Source organism: Ruegeria sp. CDSA033, from assembly GCF_059612305.1.
In genome coordinates, this window is record NZ_JBXWQI010000001.1 from 610,159 (window position 1) to 629,820 (window position 19,662).

Annotated in this window: 20 protein-coding genes; 10 read left to right on the top strand and 10 right to left on the bottom strand. The window is 56.4% G+C overall.

Annotation, left to right across the window (positions count from 1 at the left end; genetic code table 11):
- Positions 1–2: 2 nt before the first annotated feature.
- Positions 3–1,148: a tRNA 2-thiouridine(34) synthase MnmA gene (gene mnmA, locus AC2FLA_RS03070; RefSeq protein ID WP_496720383.1), complete on the bottom strand. Its 1,146-nt coding sequence runs from the start codon at positions 1,146–1,148 to the stop codon at positions 3–5.
- 129 nt (positions 1,149–1,277) lie between these two features.
- Between mnmA and sciP the strand changes: the two genes are divergently transcribed.
- The 5 genes from sciP to AC2FLA_RS03095 all read left to right on the top strand — a co-directional run bounded on the left by sciP (position 1,278) and on the right by AC2FLA_RS03095 (position 6,942).
- Entirely contained in the window at positions 1,278–1,586 is a 309-nt protein-coding gene (sciP, locus tag AC2FLA_RS03075; protein WP_496720385.1) for a CtrA inhibitor SciP, read from the top strand.
- Between the two features lie 67 nt (positions 1,587–1,653).
- Entirely contained in the window at positions 1,654–2,370 is a 717-nt protein-coding gene (ctrA, locus tag AC2FLA_RS03080) for a response regulator transcription factor CtrA (protein ID WP_113790658.1), read from the top strand.
- A gap of 124 nt (positions 2,371–2,494) precedes the next feature.
- Complete coding sequence (gene ligA / locus AC2FLA_RS03085) at positions 2,495–4,621, top strand: NAD-dependent DNA ligase LigA (protein WP_496720387.1); 2,127 nt, start codon at positions 2,495–2,497, stop codon at positions 4,619–4,621.
- Positions 4,618–6,708: an ATP-dependent DNA helicase RecG gene (gene recG / locus AC2FLA_RS03090; protein WP_496720468.1), complete on the top strand. Its 2,091-nt coding sequence runs from the start codon at positions 4,618–4,620 to the stop codon at positions 6,706–6,708. Before ligA ends, recG begins: the two co-directional genes overlap by 4 nt.
- Before the next feature lie 111 nt (positions 6,709–6,819).
- Positions 6,820–6,942, top strand: a complete 123-nt coding sequence (locus tag AC2FLA_RS03095; RefSeq protein ID WP_496720389.1) for a hypothetical protein — start codon at positions 6,820–6,822, stop codon at positions 6,940–6,942.
- Positions 6,943–7,128: 186 nt separating this feature from the next.
- Here the strand turns inward: AC2FLA_RS03095 and AC2FLA_RS03100 are convergent, their stop codons facing one another.
- Entirely contained in the window at positions 7,129–7,767 is a 639-nt protein-coding gene (locus tag AC2FLA_RS03100; protein WP_113790655.1) for a MarC family protein, read from the bottom strand.
- A gap of 59 nt (positions 7,768–7,826) precedes the next feature.
- Complete coding sequence (locus AC2FLA_RS03105) at positions 7,827–8,279, bottom strand: iron-sulfur cluster assembly scaffold protein (RefSeq protein WP_496720391.1); 453 nt, start codon at positions 8,277–8,279, stop codon at positions 7,827–7,829.
- Between the two features lie 48 nt (positions 8,280–8,327).
- Between AC2FLA_RS03105 and hisI the strand changes: the two genes are divergently transcribed.
- Positions 8,328–8,717, top strand: coding sequence for a phosphoribosyl-AMP cyclohydrolase (gene hisI, locus AC2FLA_RS03110; protein ID WP_496720393.1), 390 nt, complete (start codon positions 8,328–8,330; stop codon positions 8,715–8,717).
- A gap of 5 nt (positions 8,718–8,722) precedes the next feature.
- On the opposite strand, the gene gluQRS is transcribed toward hisI, so the two are convergent.
- From gluQRS to AC2FLA_RS03130, 4 genes are all read right to left on the bottom strand, one after another.
- The gene (gluQRS, locus tag AC2FLA_RS03115) at positions 8,723–9,619 is read right to left on the bottom strand and encodes a tRNA glutamyl-Q(34) synthetase GluQRS (RefSeq protein ID WP_496720395.1); all 897 of its coding nucleotides are present in this window, start codon (positions 9,617–9,619) and stop codon (positions 8,723–8,725) included.
- Positions 9,616–10,230, bottom strand: coding sequence for a class I SAM-dependent DNA methyltransferase (locus AC2FLA_RS03120; protein WP_496720397.1), 615 nt, complete (start codon positions 10,228–10,230; stop codon positions 9,616–9,618). The genes gluQRS and AC2FLA_RS03120 overlap by 4 nt, the downstream gene beginning before the upstream one ends.
- A gap of 37 nt (positions 10,231–10,267) precedes the next feature.
- On the bottom strand, positions 10,268–11,608 hold the full coding sequence (gene trmFO / locus AC2FLA_RS03125; protein ID WP_496720399.1) for a methylenetetrahydrofolate--tRNA-(uracil(54)-C(5))-methyltransferase (FADH(2)-oxidizing) TrmFO: 1,341 nt from the start codon (positions 11,606–11,608) through the stop codon (positions 10,268–10,270).
- Between the two features lie 264 nt (positions 11,609–11,872).
- The gene (locus AC2FLA_RS03130) at positions 11,873–12,658 is read right to left on the bottom strand and encodes an enoyl-CoA hydratase (RefSeq protein WP_496720401.1); all 786 of its coding nucleotides are present in this window, start codon (positions 12,656–12,658) and stop codon (positions 11,873–11,875) included.
- A 58-nt stretch (positions 12,659–12,716) separates the two neighbouring features.
- Here AC2FLA_RS03130 and AC2FLA_RS03135 point away from each other — a divergent pair, with 58 nt between their 5' ends.
- Complete coding sequence (locus tag AC2FLA_RS03135; protein WP_496720403.1) at positions 12,717–13,160, top strand: PaaI family thioesterase; 444 nt, start codon at positions 12,717–12,719, stop codon at positions 13,158–13,160.
- A gap of 58 nt (positions 13,161–13,218) precedes the next feature.
- Here the strand turns inward: AC2FLA_RS03135 and AC2FLA_RS03140 are convergent, their stop codons facing one another.
- On the bottom strand, positions 13,219–13,446 hold the full coding sequence (locus tag AC2FLA_RS03140) for a DUF1127 domain-containing protein (protein ID WP_496720405.1): 228 nt from the start codon (positions 13,444–13,446) through the stop codon (positions 13,219–13,221).
- A 99-nt stretch (positions 13,447–13,545) separates the two neighbouring features.
- Between AC2FLA_RS03140 and AC2FLA_RS03145 the strand changes: the two genes are divergently transcribed.
- The 3 genes from AC2FLA_RS03145 to rpsI all read left to right on the top strand — a co-directional run bounded on the left by AC2FLA_RS03145 (position 13,546) and on the right by rpsI (position 16,506).
- Positions 13,546–14,949 (top strand): aminotransferase-like domain-containing protein, encoded by a 1,404-nt coding sequence (locus tag AC2FLA_RS03145; protein ID WP_496720411.1) that lies wholly within the window; start codon positions 13,546–13,548, stop codon positions 14,947–14,949.
- A 607-nt stretch (positions 14,950–15,556) separates the two neighbouring features.
- Positions 15,557–16,015 carry a 50S ribosomal protein L13 gene (rplM, locus tag AC2FLA_RS03150; RefSeq protein ID WP_058271592.1) on the top strand — a complete coding sequence of 153 codons (459 nt, stop codon included), beginning with the start codon at positions 15,557–15,559 and terminating at the stop codon, positions 16,013–16,015.
- Between the two features lie 5 nt (positions 16,016–16,020).
- Positions 16,021–16,506, top strand: coding sequence for a 30S ribosomal protein S9 (gene rpsI / locus AC2FLA_RS03155; RefSeq protein ID WP_058271904.1), 486 nt, complete (start codon positions 16,021–16,023; stop codon positions 16,504–16,506).
- 74 nt (positions 16,507–16,580) lie between these two features.
- On the opposite strand, the gene AC2FLA_RS03160 is transcribed toward rpsI, so the two are convergent.
- Positions 16,581–17,741: an ABC transporter substrate-binding protein gene (locus tag AC2FLA_RS03160; RefSeq protein WP_496720413.1), complete on the bottom strand. Its 1,161-nt coding sequence runs from the start codon at positions 17,739–17,741 to the stop codon at positions 16,581–16,583.
- A gap of 30 nt (positions 17,742–17,771) precedes the next feature.
- Positions 17,772–19,658, bottom strand: a complete 1,887-nt coding sequence (locus tag AC2FLA_RS03165; protein ID WP_496720414.1) for an AMP-dependent synthetase/ligase — start codon at positions 19,656–19,658, stop codon at positions 17,772–17,774.
- Positions 19,659–19,662 lie beyond the last annotated feature (4 nt).

A 19,662-nucleotide genomic window follows, 5' to 3' on the forward strand; every position in this document is an offset into this window, starting at 1 on the left:
CCTCAGTAACCGCGCCAGATCCAGCCGCCGCCGTATATGCGGCTGCTTTCATTGGAATAGAACACGCAGGCCTGACCGGGCGAAATGCCTTCCTCGGGTGTCAGCAATTCGACTTCGGCAGTCGTTTCAGACAGAGGTCGGACAATCGCCTCACGCGGCGGGCGGGTCGACCGCACCTTAACCGACAGATGCCATTCGTCACGCGAAGTAAAAGGTTCATCCCCCAGCCAGTTGATCTCGCGCACCGGAACGGTCCGGGTCGCCAACAGCTCTTTCGGGCCAACCACTACCTGCTTTTTGTCCACGTCCAACTTTACCACATACAAAGGCTCGCTCAGCCCACCGATACCCAGACCGCGGCGCTGACCGATGGTGTAGTGGATGACGCCATTGTGCTGCGCAAGCACCCGACCGTCGCAATGAACGATCTCACCTGGTTCCGCCGCACCGGGGCGCAACTTTTCGATCACGCTGGCATAGTTGCCATCGGGCACAAAGCAGATGTCCTGACTGTCGGGCTTGTCTGCCACCGACAGCCCGTATTGCGCGGCCATCTCTCGGGTTGCGTCTTTCGAGGGCAGGTGGCCCAGAGGAAATCGCAGAAAGTCCAACTGCTCAGGCGTAGTGGAAAACAGGAAATAGGATTGATCCCGGTTCGCGTCCTCGGCGCTGTGCAGTTCTGGCCCGTTCGCGCCCATCTTGCGCTGGATATAGTGACCAGTCGCCATGCAGTCGGCTTCAAGGTCCTTGGCGGTTTCCAGGAGGTCCTTGAACTTCACGCGCTCGTTGCACCGGATACATGGGACCGGAGTCGCTCCGGCCAGATAGCTGTCGGCGAATTCGTCGATCACAGCATCTTTGAAGATGTTCTCGTAATCCAGAACGTAATGCGGAAAGCCGCGCTCCTCGGCCACACGCCGCGCGTCATGGATATCAATCCCCGCGCAACAGGCGCCTTTCTTGGCCAAGGCCGCGCCGTGGTCATACAACTGCAGCGTCACGCCAACCACGTCATAGCCCTGATCGGCCAGATAAGCGGCAACAACTGAACTGTCGACGCCGCCAGACATGGCAACAACCACCCGCGTCTCTGACGGGGGTTTGGCAAAGCCAAGCGAGTTCAGTGGTGTCTCGGTATCGAGGGCCATGACGATTCCAGTGCGGGTTAAGAAAGACCGGCAGAATATAGGAAAATTCTACACACTCTCAAGGGGCGGTTTCACGCGACATTAAGTAGGCTGTTGTCAGCTTTGTCGCAGCTGAAAAAGGGTCAAGAGATGTATTTGCACAAAGTCGAAGGGCCAAGGTCCGTAACCCTGCCGGATGGAACGGTTTTATCGCGTAGCGATCTACCACCTGCAGAGACGACCAGATGGGTCGCTTCGCGCAAGGTCATTGTGGTGCGCGGCGTTCTATACGGGCTGATTTCGTTGTCGGACGCCAAAAAACGCTATGGGCTAAGCGATGAAGAGTTCAATTCCTGGGTTTCAGCGGTCGCTGAACACGGCGCGGATGCTCTGAAAGTCACTGCATTAAAAAAATATCGACAACCTAAGGGTGAGTGTGAAAAAATGATTCAACGGTAACGTCAGGTTAACCATATTTGATCAGTCTCAATTTCAATTGGTAATTTGACCTTAATTGGAGCAGTAAATGCGTATACTTCTTGTCGAGGATGATCCGACCACATCGAAAAGCATTGAGCTGATGCTGACGCACGCCAATCTTAACGTCTATGCGACGGATCTGGGCGAGGAAGGCATCGATCTGGCCAAACTGTACGATTATGACTTGATCCTTCTGGACCTGAACCTGCCGGATATGAATGGACACGAAGTATTGCGTCAGCTGCGCATTGCGCGTGTTGAAACCCCCATTCTGATCCTGTCGGGCGCGGACGATACCGAAAGCAAAATCAAGGGCTTTGGTTTTGGCGCAGACGACTACATGACCAAACCCTTCCATCGTGAAGAACTGGTTGCCCGAATTCACGCAATCATTCGCCGGTCAAAAGGGCATTCCCAGTCCATCATTCATACGGGCCGGGTCGCGGTGAACCTGGATGCCAAAACCGTTGAGGTTGAAGGCAAGGCCGTTCATTTGACCGGCAAGGAATACCAAATGCTTGAACTGCTAAGCCTCCGCAAAGGCACCACGCTGACCAAAGAGATGTTCCTGAACCATCTTTATGGCGGTATGGACGAGCCCGAGTTGAAAATTATTGACGTTTTCATCTGCAAACTGCGCAAAAAACTCAGCAATGCGACCGGCGGCGAAAACTATATCGAAACCGTCTGGGGCAGGGGTTACGTGCTGCGCGATCCCCAAAGCAACAGTCTGGACGAACGTCGGATCGCCGTTGGTGCCTGATTTCAAATGAAATCTGGTCGCCGCAGGTTCAGGGCGACCCCCTCACTCATGGAACAGCACATCTGGACCTAGCCATGGCCTCGCCCTATCACTGGGTTCAAAGACTATGTGACAGGGCGAGGCCATGAGCGATTCAATTGCGGTAACAGAGCTGACGGAAGATCAAGCACGTGCCGAGCTGGCGCGGCTTGCGGAATTGATTGCGCGGGCCAACACGCTGTATCACGCTGAGGACGCCCCCGAGATCTCGGACGCGGACTACGATGCGCTAAAGAGGCGAAACGCGGACATCGAGGCGCGTTTCCCTAAGTTGAAACGGACCGACAGCCCCACAGATCAAGTGGGCGCAAGACCGGCGGAGGGATTTTCAAAACTCGTACATGCCGTCAGAATGATGTCCCTGGGCAATGCGTTCAACGATGAGGACGTTGCTGATTTTGATCGGTCGATCCGCAAGTACCTTGGAATGGGCGACACGGCCGAGCTGTCTTTTACAGCGGAACCCAAGATTGACGGTCTGTCCTTGTCGCTAAGGTATGAACAGGGGAAGCTCGTGCAGGCGGCGACCCGCGGCGATGGCGAGATTGGTGAAAACGTGACTGCGAACGCGCTGACTATCTCGGACATTCCGCACAGCGTCGAAAACGCTCCGGATGTTCTGGAAGTACGCGGTGAAGTTTACATGTCGCATGAAGACTTCGACAAGCTGAACGCGCGACAGACAGAGCTGGGCGAAAAGGTATTTTCAAATCCACGAAACGCTGCCGCAGGGTCGTTGAGGCAGCTTGACGCGAAAATCACACGCTCCCGTCCGCTGCGGTTTTTCGCCTATGCTTGGGGTGAGTTGTCAGCCCCCTTGGCCGATACACAATTGGGTGCCATTGAACGGTTGGCGGAATTCGGTTTCTCAACCAACCCACTGACAGCGTTGTGCGAAACGACAGATCAGATGATCAAGCACTACCGTAGCATCGAAGCGCAACGCGCAACGCTTGGCTATGACATCGACGGCGTTGTCTACAAGGTGAACGACTTGGCGCTGCAGGCCCGGTTGGGGTTCAGATCCACGACCCCCAGATGGGCCATCGCGCATAAGTTTCCCGCTGAACTGGCATGGACAAGGCTGGAGGCAATCGACATTCAGGTGGGTCGCACGGGTGCGCTCAGCCCGGTTGCCCGGCTGCACCCGGTAACTGTTGGTGGCGTCGTCGTGTCCAATGCCACGCTGCATAACGAGGATTATGTCGCTGGTCGCGACGCAAAGGGCGGTACGATCCGGGATGGGAAAGATATTAGGGTCGGCGACTGGGTGCAGGTTTATCGCGCGGGCGACGTGATCCCAAAAGTGGCGGATGTCGATATTTCGAAACGTCCAGATGGCGCGCAACCTTATGATTTTCCCACGACCTGTCCGGAATGCGGCAGTGATGCGGTTCGGGAAGAAGGCGATGCCGTTAGACGCTGCACCGGTGGGATTATTTGCCCGGCGCAGGCCGTTGAAAAATTGAAACATTTCGTATCTCGGAAAGCGTTCGATATCGAAGGGCTGGGCGCCAAGCAGATTGAAATGTTCTACGATGACCCGGACTTGCCAATCAAAACCCCGGTGGACATCTTTACACTGCGGAACAGAGATGCGGCCAATCTAAACAAGCTCGCCAACCGCAAGGGCTGGGGCGCGCAAAGGGCCGGGAACCTTTGGGCTGCAATTGATGAAAAACGCCAAATCCCATTCGGACGCCTCCTTTTTGCATTGGGCATTCGACACGTCGGAGAGGCGGCATCGAATCTGATCGCGAACCACTATGGCGCCTGGACAGAATTTGAGCACGCCGTCACCGCAGCTGCTGATTTCGAAGGCCCTGAGTGGGACGAGCTTTTGGGTATTGATGGCGTAGGTGACGTCATGGCGCGCGCGTTGGTGTCCGCATTTGCGCAAGACGCAGAGCGCAAGAGCATCGACGCTTTGGTCGCACAATTGGACGTGCAGGACGCCAAACGACCCGACACATCGGGCAGTCCGGTGGCTGGCAAGACGGTTGTCTTTACAGGGTCACTTGAAAAGATGACCCGCGCCGAGGCCAAAGCCCGCGCCGAAGCGCTGGGGGCCAAGGTCTCTGGGTCGGTCAGCAAGAAGACTGATTTGCTGGTCGCAGGCCCTGGTGCTGGGTCAAAAGCCAAGAAGGCAGCAGAGCTTGGGATAGAGACGCTGGACGAAGATGAATGGCTGCACCTGATCGGCACCACATGAGCGGCCGTCCTGAAATCCTGTTTCCCCTGTTCGCGGGGCTGGAGACGCTGGAAGGCGTTGGCCCCAAAACTGCGCAGACAATGGTGCAGGCAGGGATCGAGTCGCCGCGTGATGTGCTGTTCGGCTTGCCCTACGCTGTCGTGGACCGCAGGCGGCGCGATACAATCCAGGGGGCTGATCTGCCAACGACATTGACGGTTGAGGTCACAGTCGGCACCCACCGACCGTCGCGAAGCAAGGGTGGGGCTTACCGCGTTCACGTTGAAGACACGCAGACCGAGTTTCAGTTGGTCTTTTTCCACGCGCGCGGCGACTATTTGAAAAAAGTTCTACCGCAAGGCAGCCGTCGTGTGATCTCTGGCAAGCTCGAACTGTTCGACGGCATGGCGCAGATGGTTCATCCAGATCACATGCTGCCCGTGGAAAGCGCGGATGACATTCCTGAGTTCGAGCCGGTTTATCACCTGACACAGGGCATCACCCAAAAAACGGCGTACAAGGCGGCACGTAGCGCATTGACCCGCGCGCCTCAGCTGGCTGAGTGGATTGACCCTGCGCAAGTGTCAAAACAGGGCTGGGCGGATTGGGCCACGGCTGTATCCGCGGCGCACAATCCACAGGGGGCGGATGATGTGGCCGCGCATGCGCCAGCCCGGGAACGCCTTGCCTATGATGAGCTTTTTGCCCATCAGGTGACGCTGGCTCTGGCGCGACAACGCGAGCGAAAGGCCCGGGGCATCGTGAGCGTCGGCACTGGTGCTCTGCAAGCTAAAGTTCTTGCTAATCTGCCTTACAAACCCACCGGGGCCCAGGCGCGGGCGATCAAGGAAATAACCGCCGACATGGGCTCGGACGCACGGATGAACCGATTGCTGCAAGGCGATGTGGGCGCAGGGAAAACTCTGGTCGCCTTCATGGCCCTTCTGGTTGCGGTCGAGGCTGGTGGACAGGGTGTCATGATGGCGCCGACCGAGATTCTGGCCAGGCAGCATTTGGAAGGCCTGCGCCCGCTTGCCGAAGAGGCCGGAGTCGTTCTGGAAATCCTGACTGGGCGGGACAAGGGCGCCGAACGGCGTGCAAAGCTGGCCGCCCTAAAACAGGGCGATATTCACATCCTTGTCGGCACCCACGCGGTGTTTCAAAGCGATGTGGAGTTCCACGCCCTGCGACTTGCCATCGTGGACGAACAGCACCGGTTTGGGGTCCGCCAAAGGATGGAGCTGTCCGAAAAAGGGCAGGGCGCGGATGTTCTGGTGATGACCGCGACACCGATCCCGCGCAGCCTGGCCTTGGCGCAATATGGGGACATGGACGTCTCAGTTCTGGATGAAAAACCACCGGGGCGGAAACCAATCAAAACAGCGATTATCAGCACCGAGCGTATGGATGACGTCGTGGCGCATTTGCGTCGGGCTATCGATGAAGGGCGTCAGTGCTATTGGGTCTGTCCGCTGGTCGATGAATCCGAAGTCTCGGACCTGACGGCTGCGGAAGAGCGGTTCAAACGGCTGCGTGCCATACTGGGCGAAGGTATTGTCGGCCTGGTCCATGGCCAGATGCCCGCGTCCGACAAGGATGCCGCAATGGCCGCGTTTCAGGAAGGCCGGACAAAAGTGCTTGTGGCCACGACTGTAATCGAAGTTGGCGTGAATGTTCCGAACGCCTCGATCATGGTGATCGAACGGGCTGAGATTTTCGGGTTGGCTCAATTACACCAGCTGCGCGGCCGCGTTGGACGGGGTGAGGCGGACTCGACCTGCTTGCTGATGTATCAACCACCGCTCAGTGAAGGTGGGCGCAAACGGCTGGAAGTTCTGCGTGAGACCGAAGACGGGTTCCAGATATCAGAGACAGACCTGCAGATGCGGGGCGCCGGCGACCTGATCGGGACGGCCCAGTCCGGGTTGCCGAAATTCCGGATTGCGGACCTTGAACGGCAGGCCGGGTTGATGGCTGTCGCACAGACGGACGCACGCAATTTGCTTAGCAAAGACCCGACCCTGGCCACGGAACGTGGGCAAGCGGTGCGTGTTCTGCTTTGGCTTATGAAACAGGATCAGGCAATCCGTTTGATTTCAGTGGGTTAGCAATTTAGTTCCGTAAAGTTCACAAATGTTCTCAAAAAGTTCTTTACCGACTCGGCAAAATATGAGAACAAAAGGTCAACAAAGGATTAAAACCCGACCGGAGGTGAGACCATGCTGACCCAGATCAAGACCGCCATAAGCCGTTCGCATTCCACGCTATTGCAGGATGCGGCAGGTGCGGTGTCATTGGTGGTGATGCTGGTGGTTGCCCTTCACCTTCCCGGAACGTTCTGACCCTTTCTGCCTGCGATCTCGTGCCGAAAACTCCGCGCCGTCGTCCCCATTTCAGTCAAGGGTGACCTGCCTGTCCCAATTCCCTTGAAAGGGCCATGCCTCGGCCCTGCGCGAAAATACGGATCCCACACGAGACACGCATTGCTTGCCGCCGCCCTTTCCGCCCGGAAGGAGCGGCGGTTTTTTTTACAACTGTCCGGTTTTGAAGATTTCGAGCATCGCTGATAGCACGGAATTCACTGCAACCGATGCCAGGATCATCCCCATGATGCGGCTGATAATGGCGGCACCGGAATGGCCAATCAGTCGAATGATCGGCTCGGCCAGCAGCATCAAAACAAAGGCGATGGCCACGACAGATAGCATAACCAGTGCCGTGATACCCTGATCTGCCACGCTGAACCGGTTGTTGTCAGTCAGGATAACCACTGCCAGCATCGCACCCGGCGACGCCAGTGAGGGTACCGCCAACGGAAAGATCGCGGGGTTGGCCTTGTGGAACTTGTCTTCCTGATCGTCTTCTGCTGCGCGTTGTTCAACCTCTTGTTTGCTTTCGCCAAAGATCATCGTCAGGGCGAACAGGAACAGGATGATCCCTCCGGCCACTTGGAACGAGTTCAACCCGATATCCAACGCCTCGATCAGCAGTTGTCCAAAGACAAGGAAGAACAGCAAAACCCCGGCACTTATGAACGCCGCCAACAAGGCTGTTTTACGACGCGCCGCCGCCCCAAGCCCGGCTGTAACGGCGATAAATACGGGAATTGTTCCAATCGGATCAATAACGACCCACAGGGTAACAAAATGTTCCAGCAAACTATTCAAACCAAATTCTCCCCAAAACTATGGCGGAGGTTAGATGGGTTTGAATTGAATTACCATCTTCAGGCGCAGTTGGCCTGTTCGGCTTGTTCCATAGCTTCAGCAGTCGCATCCAACGCCAGCAGAATCGAAGCGTGCCGGTTCTTGTAATCACGCGCAGGCATGAGAACTTCCAGCCCGTCAAATGGTGCGTCCGGAGCAGGGCCGTCTTTCTTCAGCATAGTCGACAGCTGATCCCGCGCGGTTTCGATTTGCGCGCGCGTGGTTCCGATTACAGCGGATCCAACGACCGAGGCCGAGGCCTGACCCAGGGCGCAGGCCTTAACGTCCTGACCAAAGTCGGACACGTGACCGTTCTCAACCTTGACGTCCACGGTTACGGTCGATCCGCACAATGGCGAGCGTTTCTTGACGGTCGCATCAGGGCTTTTCAGTCGTTCCAGATGCGGAATATCCGCAGCCAGGGCCAGAATGCGCCCGGAATACAGCTTTATCAGGTCGTTCTCGCCAGACATGGCTTTCCCTCGTTGCGTGTTCCCCATACATAGTAGCCATCCACCGGGATGCAAAAGGTTTTTACGATGTCCGAGACCGTCAATTTCTTTCCGTCGAGCCTGAAGTTTAACGACGCCGGTCTGATCCCGGCGATCGCACAGGATGAAACCTCTGGCGAGGTGCTGATGATGGCATGGATGAACGCAGAAGCGGTTGAAAAAACACTTGAAACACGCCGCGTGACGTATTGGTCGCGGTCACGTCAGTCGTTCTGGATCAAGGGCGAAACCTCGGGGCATGTTCAGGAGCTGGTCGATTTTCGCGTCGATTGTGATCGCGACTGCCTGTTGGTTCTGGTGCGACAGACCGGCGCGGCCTGCCACACCAACCGACGCACCTGTTTCTACACCGCAGTGCGGGATGGCGGCGAAGTCGAACTGATGGGTCCAATGGACTAGGGCGATCACAGCCCAACCATGGCCCGAACCTGTTCTGCGGAAATCCCGTCGTCACGATACTTGGAGATGGCGCGCGCGTCGTCGCGTTTTGCCAAGCGTTTGCCTGCATCATCTCGGATCAGTTTGTGATGGTGATAGACGGGTGTCTGCAAGCCGAGCAAAGCCTGCAGCAGAACATGGATACGCGTCGCCTCGAACAGGTCCTGACCGCGTACGACGTGGGTAACGCCTTGTTCTGCATCATCCAGAACGACGGATAAATGGTAGGAGGTTCCCATATCGCGCCGGGACAATACCACGTCTCCGATTGTGTCCCGCAACTCATCAGCAGTGAAAGTGACGGGGCCCGTTTCCCCTTCCGGTCCTGCGCCTGTTTCTTCGAAAACCGCCGCTTTTGCAAATGGTTGAGTGGCAGTCCTAAACAGATCTGGAACTACACGTGCAGCCATTTCAATGTCCATTCGAAGGGGCAAATCTTGTGGAATCGGACCCGTTCGATCTGAAACATCCCTGCAAGTGCCCGGATAAATGATCCCATCCGGCCCATGCAGAGGAACTCCTTCCTGCGGCGCTCCGGCGGCGGCGGCAATGTCCCGACGGTTGCACGTGCACGGGTACAATAGACCTTGGGACCACAACGTTTTCAGCGCGTCTTTATAAGTTGACACACGAGACGATTGCCGCATCACGGGTTCTGGCCAGGTCAATCCTAGCCAGGTCAAATCGTCATAAATCTGCTCTTCCCAATTTGCCCGGCAGCGGGAGCGGTCGATGTCTTCTATCCGCAACAAAAATATACCGCCTTCAGCGGCGGCCATATCACTGGCAAGAAGTGCAGAATAGGCATGGCCAAGATGAAGCGGTCCCGTAGGAGATGGGGCAAATCTGGTAGTGAATGTCACGTCTTCTCAACAACATACACGTCAGATTTAAGGTCCATCCCGGGAAGGTGCGGCCCGTATTCCCGAAACAACAACCGCGCAGCGCCCATGTCCAGCCAATCGTTCAAACGGGTGGTAAAGGACGGATCGTCAAGTGTGTGATCGTTGAAGGAAAAGGCCAGTAAGCCACCTTTGGGTAGCGCCTTCATCAACAGGTCGAATGTCTCTGGCGGTGCGGCGCCGGTTCCGATCACGCCAATCGCTGTGATTGCCTTATAGGCATCTTGCTCCAGCGGTTCCGGATCGGTGATCTCAAACGTAGTGAGGTTTCTGTAAACCTCCTTGGCGGCTGCCCCTTCAAGCATCTTTGGCGTGGGATCCACACCATCGATTACCTGAAATCCCGTATCGTGCAGGGCTTTGCCGGACAGACCCGTGCCACAACCGTAATCCAGAACAGGCGTCTGCGGTTCGGGCATCTGGGACCAAAGCGCCTCGGCCACGCGGCCAGGCGTGGCATAGCCATGTGACCCAACGTCGGCGTCGTATGACGAGGCCCATTTCTGATAATGCGTACGGGTCGCCTCAGGCGTTTCAAGCCCGTAGGCGTCTTTGAGGTATTTGTCGCTCATGCCCGTATGTTAGGCCGGTTGGGCGCAATGCGTCCAGTCAGCAATGTGCCAGCCAGTCTGTCCATTCCGTCTTGGCCCGGTCGGTGTAGGCCTTGTACCGGTCCTTACGGCCCCGGCGCCCCCCTTTGAGGCCATCAACCGGGCGAAACAGACCAAAGTTGACGTTCATGGGTTGAAAGGTCTTGGCTTCGGCCCCGCCGGTGATGTGGTGTATCAACGCGCCCATGGCACTGTCCTGCGGGATCTCGGGCAGGGAACGCCCCAGGATCTCGGCAGCAGCCAGCCGCCCAGCCAACAAGCCCATTGCAGCGCTTTCCACATAACCCTCGACGCCGGTGATCTGGCCGGCAAACCGAATATTCGGTTTTGATTTCAGCCGCATCTGCGCGTCTAGCAATGTCGGAGAGTTGATGAACGTGTTGCGATGAATTCCGCCCAAGCGCGCGAAACTGGCATTCTCAAGTCCGGGGATCATGCGGAATACGTCAGTTTGTGCACCATATTTCATTTTGGTCTGAAAGCCGACGATGTTGAACAACGTACCCAGCGCGTTGTCTCGGCGCAGTTGAACAACAGCATGAGATTTGACGTCTGGCTGATGCGGATTGGTTAGGCCGACCGGCTTCATCGGCCCGTGGCGCAGCGTCTCGCGGCCCCGTTCCGCCATAACCTCGATGGGCAGGCAGCCGTCAAAATACCCGGCAGTTTCACCTTCGTGAAATTCGGTTTTGTCAGCGGATAGCAGGGCGTCAATGAAGGCCTCGTACTGATCGCGGTCCATGGGACAGTTCAGATAGGCCGTCCGCTCCTCTTCGGTTTCGCCCTTGTCATAACGTGACTGCATCCATGCCTGGCTCATGTCGATGCTGTCGGCATAGACAATGGGCGCGATCGCGTCGAAGAACGCCAGAGCCTCAGCACCTGTCTGAGCCCTGATTGACTCGCCCAGTGACGAGGACGTCAACGGACCCGTCGCGATGATCCAGTGGCCGTCGTCGGGCAGGGCGGTAACTTCTTCGCCCGTCACCTTGACCCGTGGATGGGCCTGCAGCTTGGCGGTCACTGCTTCGGCAAACGGATCACGATCCACGGCCAATGCGCCACCGGCGGGCAGGCGATGCGTATCGGCGGTGCCCATGATGATGCCGTTGGCTTCGCGCATTTCCCAATGCAGCAGACCGACGGCATTTTGTTCGTCGTCATCCGAGCGGAAGGAGTTCGAGCACACCATCTCGGCCAGATTGCCGGTCTGGTGCGCAAAAGTGCCCACTTTGGGCCGCATTTCGTGGATCACAACGTCCACGCCCATTTCCGCTGCTTGCCAGGCCGCCTCGGACCCCGCCATGCCGCCGCCAACTATATGCAATTTCTGTGTCATGAGGTGCCACATAGGGCACAGCATCGCGCAACGCAACACACGCCAAGTTTCGCGTTGATTAGCTAGTAATTAAAGGGGGGTACTTGGGGTCGCCGCAGCGGGAATGTCAGCGCCGGTGAGAGAAACCAGCTTGGAGGGACCTTCCGCCTACAGCGACCCAAAAGCGTATTTGGGCCTAAGCCATGTCTCAGCTTTGCCACAGTGTGGCCCTTTTGAAAAGGACTAAATTGCGAACAGTCGCGAAAATTACCTTAAATAATCTCGTTATTGTTCCCAATTTGGCGGTCTTTTTTCGATAAATGCAGATATTCCTTCTTCGGTATCCCGATGCATCATATTCTGCGCCATTACCTCTCCGGTATAGGCGTAGGCCTGTTCGATCGGCATATCCAATTGCTTGTAATAGGCCTGTTTGCCCACTTTGACCGCTGATCCAAGCTTGTCTGCCAGTTGTTCGGCCAGCGCCATCGTTTCATGTTCCAACAAGTTTTCGGGTACTGCGCGATTGACCAGGCCCAGCTCTGTCGCGCGTTCTGCAGAGATGAACGCGCCTGTCGTCAACATCTCAAATGCCTGTTTCCGGGGGATATTCCGGCTGAGGGCCACCATTGGGGTCGAGCAAAACAACCCGATATTGACCCCGTTTACACCAAAGCGCGTGCCTTCGGCTGCAATCGCAAGATCACAAGTGGCCACCAGTTGGCAGCCGGCGGCTGTGGCGATGCCGTGGACTTGCGCGATCACGGGTTGCGGCAGGGATTGAATCGACAGCATCATTTTGGCGCACTGCGCGAACAAGTCCTGGAAGTAGGCTTTTCCCCCATCCTCGCTCTGACGTCCGGCAGTCATCTGTTTCAGATCGTGACCTGCGCAAAACGCCTTGCCTTCGCCGGACAGGATCACGGCGCGAATGCTCGAGTCGTTACTTAAGGCGTCGAATTCAGCCTGAAGTGCTGCCAGCATCTCTTCGCTCAGGGCATTCAGGCGCTCTGGCGCGTTCATTTTTAAACGGGCAACGCCATTCATGTCGTTACGTTCCAGAATTCCCATCTTGCTCTCCGATCTGATGTCAGGCCAACTCTAGGGCGGCAATTCGAGGAGGGGAAGTATGTCGTTGGTTTTGAACCGCGAACAACTGTCAGATTATCTGGTCGAGGTTTTTCCACAGGTCGAGAAGGACTTTGTCATCGACAGCCTGGATGAAAACTCAATCACCATGCGGCTGAAGGTCGGGGACAGGCATCTGCGGCCAGGGGGGACAGTTTCAGGCCCGTCGATGTTCGGTCTGGCCGATGTCAGCGTCTATGCAATGATCCTTGCATTGAAAGGACGTCAGTCGCTGGTGGTGACGACGGGGTGTTCGATGGATTTCATGCGCAAACCCGATGGGGCCAACGATATGATCGCGCGCTGCAGCTTGCTAAAACTGGGCAAGACGCTTGCGGTAGGCGATGTTCTGATGTTCTCGGAAGGCTCAGACAAACCCGTCGCGCGGGCTACGATGACCTACTCATTGCCACCTGCGGGGTCTGCAGCATCGGCGTTTGGATAAAAAAGGGCCGGGTATGAAACCCGGCCTAGGAAGAGGTCCCTATAGGGACTGGGGATAATTAATACTGCCAGAAAAAGCGTTTGATCTCGCGGTCGGCCGCGGGGCGGGTCAGGCCGACATCTTTAAGCATGCGATCATCCAGCTTTGACAGGTTAATTCTGCTGCGGCGCTGTCGTTCCCACTGTGTGACAGTCGCCGCAAACCGCACGGCCAGCGCGGCGATCATCGGCAGCCGAGGGCTATCGTTCAGCAGCATGAGGGCGGGGTTATGCATATGGCGTGTCATCTTGGGTATCCTTTCAAATTGTATTGACACAAAGTACTAATGTTCGGTACATGTGTGTGATACATTCGGGATTGTGTCAAAAGCAAAGGAAGAATTGTAATGGATACAATTTGGCTAGAGGCGTTACCAAAATCCAAAGGTCCCAAGTACACACTGGTCGCCGACACAATACGAAAAGCGATTGAGAACAAAGCACTGGAGGTAGGGTCTAAGCTGCCTCCAGTCCGAGAACTTGCGTATCGGTTACAAATAACGCCCGGCACGGTTGCGCGGGCATATACGATTCTGACGGAAGAAGGCTTGCTACAAGCCGAGGTCGGACGTGGTACATTTGTCGCTCCTCCGAAATCACCTTTGCTGGACGATGTGTGGGCAAGACAACTACACCTGCGCGACGATAAGTATAACGCAGATGTCAGCCTGTTCAGCCCCAGATTACCGGATGTGGGGCAGGTGGCATTGATCAGGGAATGTCTTAAGAAAGTGTCCCAAGCCGATCCGCGTTTGCTGATGAATTACCCGACTCGCGATGCGTACCAACCCATGCGGCAGGCGGTCGTTGAATGGCTCTCAGATCTGCCGCTTGGCGCAGTGACCCATGATGATGTGGTTCTGACGCATGGTGGGCAAAATGGTCTTTGCCTTGTGTTTCAGACGATCCTGCGCGGCCCCAAACCGGTCGTTCTGGTTGAAGATCTGTCATATGCCGGTTTCCGTCGGGCAGGTGAGTTGATGCGAGCCGAGGTTGTCGGCGTGAAAATGGACAAGTGGGGCATTGACCCTCAGGCTATGGATCACATTTTGCGTCAGACCCAGGCGCAAGCGGTTTGCGTCTCGCCCGAGGTGCAAAACCCAACCGGTACACATACGCCGCTGGAACGTCGAAAAGAGGTTGTGGAAGTCGCCCGCCGCCATGATTTGCAGATCATTGAAGACGATTGCTATCGAATGGGGGACGCACGCGAGCCCAGCTATCGCGCCTTGGCACCTGAACGGGGTTGGCATGTTTCGTCGATCTCAAAGATCCTGACGCCAGCCCTGCGGGTCGGGTTCGCCATCGCCCCGCGCGAACGCAGCGTCGATCTTCGGCGCTCAGCCGAATACGGCTATTTCGGTTTGGCACAACCGCTTGCAGAGCTGACCCGGCTGTTGCTGTCTGATCCACGGACACGGCAAATCGCCAGGGACGTCCGCGCCCGGATGGGCGATTATGTCCGGGTGACGGTCAATGCGCTTGGCGGCTTTGATCTTAACTGGGCGCCGGACGTGCCGTTTGTCTGGCTGAACCTACCGTCGGGTTGGCGTGCCGCCGCATTCAGCCGTGCTGCTGAACGCGAAGGCATTCAGTTACGGTCTGCCGACGAGTTCGCGCTGCGGGACGGGCGTGCCCCCAACGCCGTACGCATTGCGATGAATGGGCACGTGTCATTGGAGCGGTTCGAGGCCGCAATGCAGCGCCTGCGTGCACTTTTAGATAATCCGCCGGAACAGATCAGCGTCTAGGCCCCTAGCTCAATGGGGCGGGGTCGCCAAAGAACCCGGCCAGATGTGAAATCTTGCCTTGTTCATTCAATCGTACGAAATCGTGGCCGGTCACCATTATGGTGCCGTCGGGGCCAACCATACGCCAAGTAAAGTGGACGACATCGTGATGATTGTTGGGGTTGCTGGTCAGCTCAACCCGACCGCCAGAGTTTTGGAGGACTTCCCCGATGATCGCACAGGTTTGACCGTCCGTTCACTTCTGCCGTCGGGTCCACATAGACGCCATCCGTGGCGAAACACTTGGTTAATAGGTCAAGGCGTTGACCTTGGTCCGCCTGTTGCCAGGCCGCCCCGTAATCGGCGATGGTTTGCTGCCAATCCATTCTCTGGCCACTCCTTTTTTGATCGCTGGTCTACGACAGTATATCTGGTCGGGGATAATTGCGGAAATTGATGGCGATTTCATGAGGTAAAATAATACCTATTTCGTAATATATTGTAATTGCTAGATTATTTTTGATTTCACGTTCTTGACGCGCCACAAGGGTACATCTAAATACGCAACATCGAATTCGGGCCGCTCCGTATGTGGGCGGTCTTTCACATCAAACAGGACTATCCTGCCATGAAAACCTTTTCTGCAACACCTGCAGACATCGACAAGAAATGGATCCTGATCGACGCCGAGGGCGTTGTTCTGGGTCGTCTTGCTTCGATCGTCGCCATGCGTCTGCGTGGCAAGCACAAAGCGTCGTTCACCCCGAACATGGACATGGGCGACAATGTCATCGTGATTAACGCTGACAAAATCCAGATGACCGGCAAGAAGCGCGAAGAAAACTTCTACTGGCACACTGGCCACCCGGGCGGCATCAAGTCGCGCACCAAGCAGCAGATCCTTGAAGGCAAGCACCCCGAGCGTGTTGTGACCCAAGCGGTCAAGCGCATGCTGCCTGGCAACCGCCTGTCGCGTCAGGTTATGACCAACCTGCGTGTTTATGCCGGTGCTGAGCACCCGCATGAAGCCCAGTCGCCCGAAGTTCTGGATGTTGCATCCATGAACAAGAAAAACACCCGGAGCTAATGACCATGGCTGATCAGATCAATACTCTCGAAGAGCTGAGCGCCGTTGCAGGCGTTGAGGTTGTGGCCGAAGAAGTCATCGTGCGCGAACCCGTACGTGACGAACTGGGTCGCTCTTATGCCACCGGCAAGCGTAAAGACGCTGTTGCCCGCGTTTGGATCAAGCCGGGTTCCGGCAAGGTCACCGTAAACGGCAAGGATCAGGACAAGTATTTTGCGCGTCCCGTTCTGCAGCTGATCCTGCGCCAGCCGTTCCAGGTTGCCGGTGTTGAAGGTGAATTCGACGTTGTTGCAACCGTCAAAGGCGGTGGCCTGACCGGTCAGGCCGGTGCGGTCAAGCACGGCATCTCGAAAGCGCTGCAGCTGTACGATCCGTCCCTGCGTGGCGCACTGAAAGCCGCTGGCTTCCTGACCCGCGACAGCCGTGTTGTTGAACGTAAGAAATACGGTAAGCGCAAAGCGCGTCGTTCGTTCCAGTTCTCGAAGCGTTAATTCGCCACCGAGTACACAAAATCAAAAGGGCTCGCATGTGCGAGCCCTTTTTCGTTTGAGATGCGTGTTGGGCGTTATTCTTCGTACACCATCTTCCAGGCACCGTTTTCCACAACATTCACATAGACCGAGTCGGCCCCCTGGTGATCATCGGGCCCGAAAGTCATGTGGTTGCCCACCAGTTCATCCTGATAGTCCAGCGTTTCCATCGCGGCAATAAAGCTTTCATGCGTCAGATCGGGGCCGGCAGCCTCAAGCGCTTTGACCATCGTTTCGGCCGCAGAATATCCCAGCATGGCAAACCCGACAGGATCTTCACCGGTTGCCGTCCGGTATTCGTCGATGAACGCGGCAGGAGCAGGATCTTCGGCGCGGGACCACAGATCTTGCCAAGATGCGGCGGCATAAAATCCGTCGGTCACTCCGCCCGGCACTTGGGCAACGACGGTCAGGAAGCTGGCCGAGGTGCCAAGGAATTTCATATCTGCAAGGCCCATCTTCTTGGCGGTGCCGACAACGGTAATGGCCTGACGCACACCCAAAGCGATTGTGACGATATCGCATCCCTCTTCCTTGAGCTTGCTCAGCGAGCCCACGAAATCCGTTTCATCGGGTTTGTGCGTGGTCTCGGCGACGAAAGCGATCCCGGCTTCTTCGGCACCGGCCTTGGTACCTTCGACGATTTCGGCACCAAAATCGGTTGGCAAGTACATCGAACATACAGACTGCCCGCCGAACTCGCCCGCCAGATACTTCACGCCAACACGGCTTTGGTCAAAGTAGGTCGAAAAGGCCGTGAACTTGTTGTCCATCGGTTCCTGCAGCATTTGCCGTGCGGCGGACAGTGGGGCGACATTAGGAATACCTTTTGGATCCAACAACTTGAACCCCGCGACATTCATCGGCGTTCCCAGCGACTGTAGCATCGCGAACACCTTGTCGCGGTTCAGCAGCTTGTTATAGCCCTGCATCGCACGCGGCATCTGATATCCGTTGTCCTCGACCACATAGCGGATCGTGCGCCCATGCACGCCGCCATTGGCGTTCACGCGATCGAACACCACATTCGCACCTTTGGTGGCCGGAACACCGACGGCCGCGAAGATACCGCTCAGATCGTTGACCGAACCGATGATGATCTCATCATCCGTGACACCCTGTGTCTGTGCATTGGCAAGGGTCGCCGAAGCCGTCAAGGCGGTGGCCGCCGCCAGCCGCATGATCACATTCTTCATCTTTCTCCTCCCTTTAGGTTATCTCTTTTACTAATTGTACATGTCTTCAATAAGATGGCCGTGTTTCTTTTCGACAAAACTGCGTTTCAGCTTCATTGTCGCGGTCAGTTCATCATCATCTGCGGTCAGAAGCACATCGATCAGGCGAAAGTCCTTGATCTGCTCGACCCGTGCAAAATCCTTATTCACAACATCGATTTCCGCCTGAATCTGATCTTTGACTTCAGAGGCCGCACATAAGGACGCGAAATTCGAAAACGGGATCTTCCGATCTTGCGCGAATTTTTCAACGTTTTCCTGATCAATCATGATCAGCGCTGTCAGGTACTTACGCTTGTCGCCGATGATCACCGCGTCCGCGATATAGTGGCTGAATTTCATTCGGCTTTCGATCTCGGCAGGGGTGATATTCTTACCACCGGCAGTGATGATGATGTCTTTCATGCGTCCCGAAATGGTGACGTAGCCGTCGTCGTCGATATGCCCCAGATCGCCGGTTCGCAGCCACCCATCGGCGGTGAAAGTCTCGGCAGTCTTGGCATTATTGCGCCAATATCCCTGAAAGATATTCAGGCCTTTCAGCTGAATTTCACCGTCTTCGGAAATGCGGATGTCGTTGCCTGGAACAGCGCGTCCGATGGTTCCGACCTTATTGCTTTCAATGGTGTTTAGCGTCGCGAGACCCGAGGTTTCGGTCATCCCGAACCCCTCGACCAACGGCACGCCAATGGCCCAGTACCATTTCAGCAGATCGGTCGAAATCGGGGCCGCGCCCGAACCGCCGCGCCGCATTTTGTCCATACCCAGCATGCGACGCAGGTTGCGCAGAACCAGCCGGTCCCACAGCCAGAATTGCGCGGCGACGCCGACTGGGACGGGTTTGCCGGATAGAATGTACTCGGCCCGCGCAAGCCCTGCCTTCAGGGCCATGCCAAAGGCTGCGCGACCCGTGGGCGTTGCATCCTGCGTCATGATCTGAACGTAGGAATAGATCTTTTCCCAAACTCGCGGAACGGCCGTAAAGGTCGAGGGTGAGATCTCTTGCAGGTTCGCAAACACCGTCTCGGGGCTTTCGGCAAAATTGACGACGCATTTGGCGGCAAGCGGGAAGTAGATGGATACGTCACGCTCTAGAATATGGCACAGCGGTAGAAAGCATAGCTGTTCGTCCGTCTCTAAGGCAGGCAACGCATGTGCCCCACATTCTATTGCCGCAAGGATGTTCTCATGGCTCAGCATCGCGCCCTTCGGCATTCCCGTGGTGCCCGAGGTGTAGATCAGAAGTGCTGTATCCTGTGGCGACGCCAGCGCGATTTCGGCCTCGAAACGATCGGGATCTTCAGCTTCGGCTTGTTGGCCCAGCGTATACAGCGCGTCGATCATCATGCAGCGCGCATGATCCAGATCGTGCAGGCCTTCATCGTCAAGAATGATTACATTCAGAAGGCCCGGAACCTCATCTTCGACCTGCAGGAATTTGTCCAGTTGCTCTTCATTCTCGACGATCAGAAAGCGGCTGTCGCTGTCATTAATTAGGTATTTCAGCTGGTTGGCCGAGTCGGTGGTGTAGACACCAGACGCGATGCCACCAACGGCCTGAATGCCCATATCGAACCAAGCCCATTCCTTGCGGTCCTCTGACAGGATCGACACAACCTCGCCGCGCTGCAACCCCAGTTTGCGCAGGGCAAGACCGATCCATTTGGCGTGCTGCCAATAGTCAGCCCAGGAATACGACCTCCAGATGCCAAGGTCTTTTTCGCGGTGCGCCGTACGATCGCCAAGCTCAGCGCAGCGTTTCCGAAATAGCTCGCAGATTGTCGTGCACTCATCGACACAGATCGGGCGCTGGCCGGGGTTTGCGTTCAGGCGAACGCCGTTGACTGTGATCTGAGGGGGCAGGGTGCTGATATTCATCTGT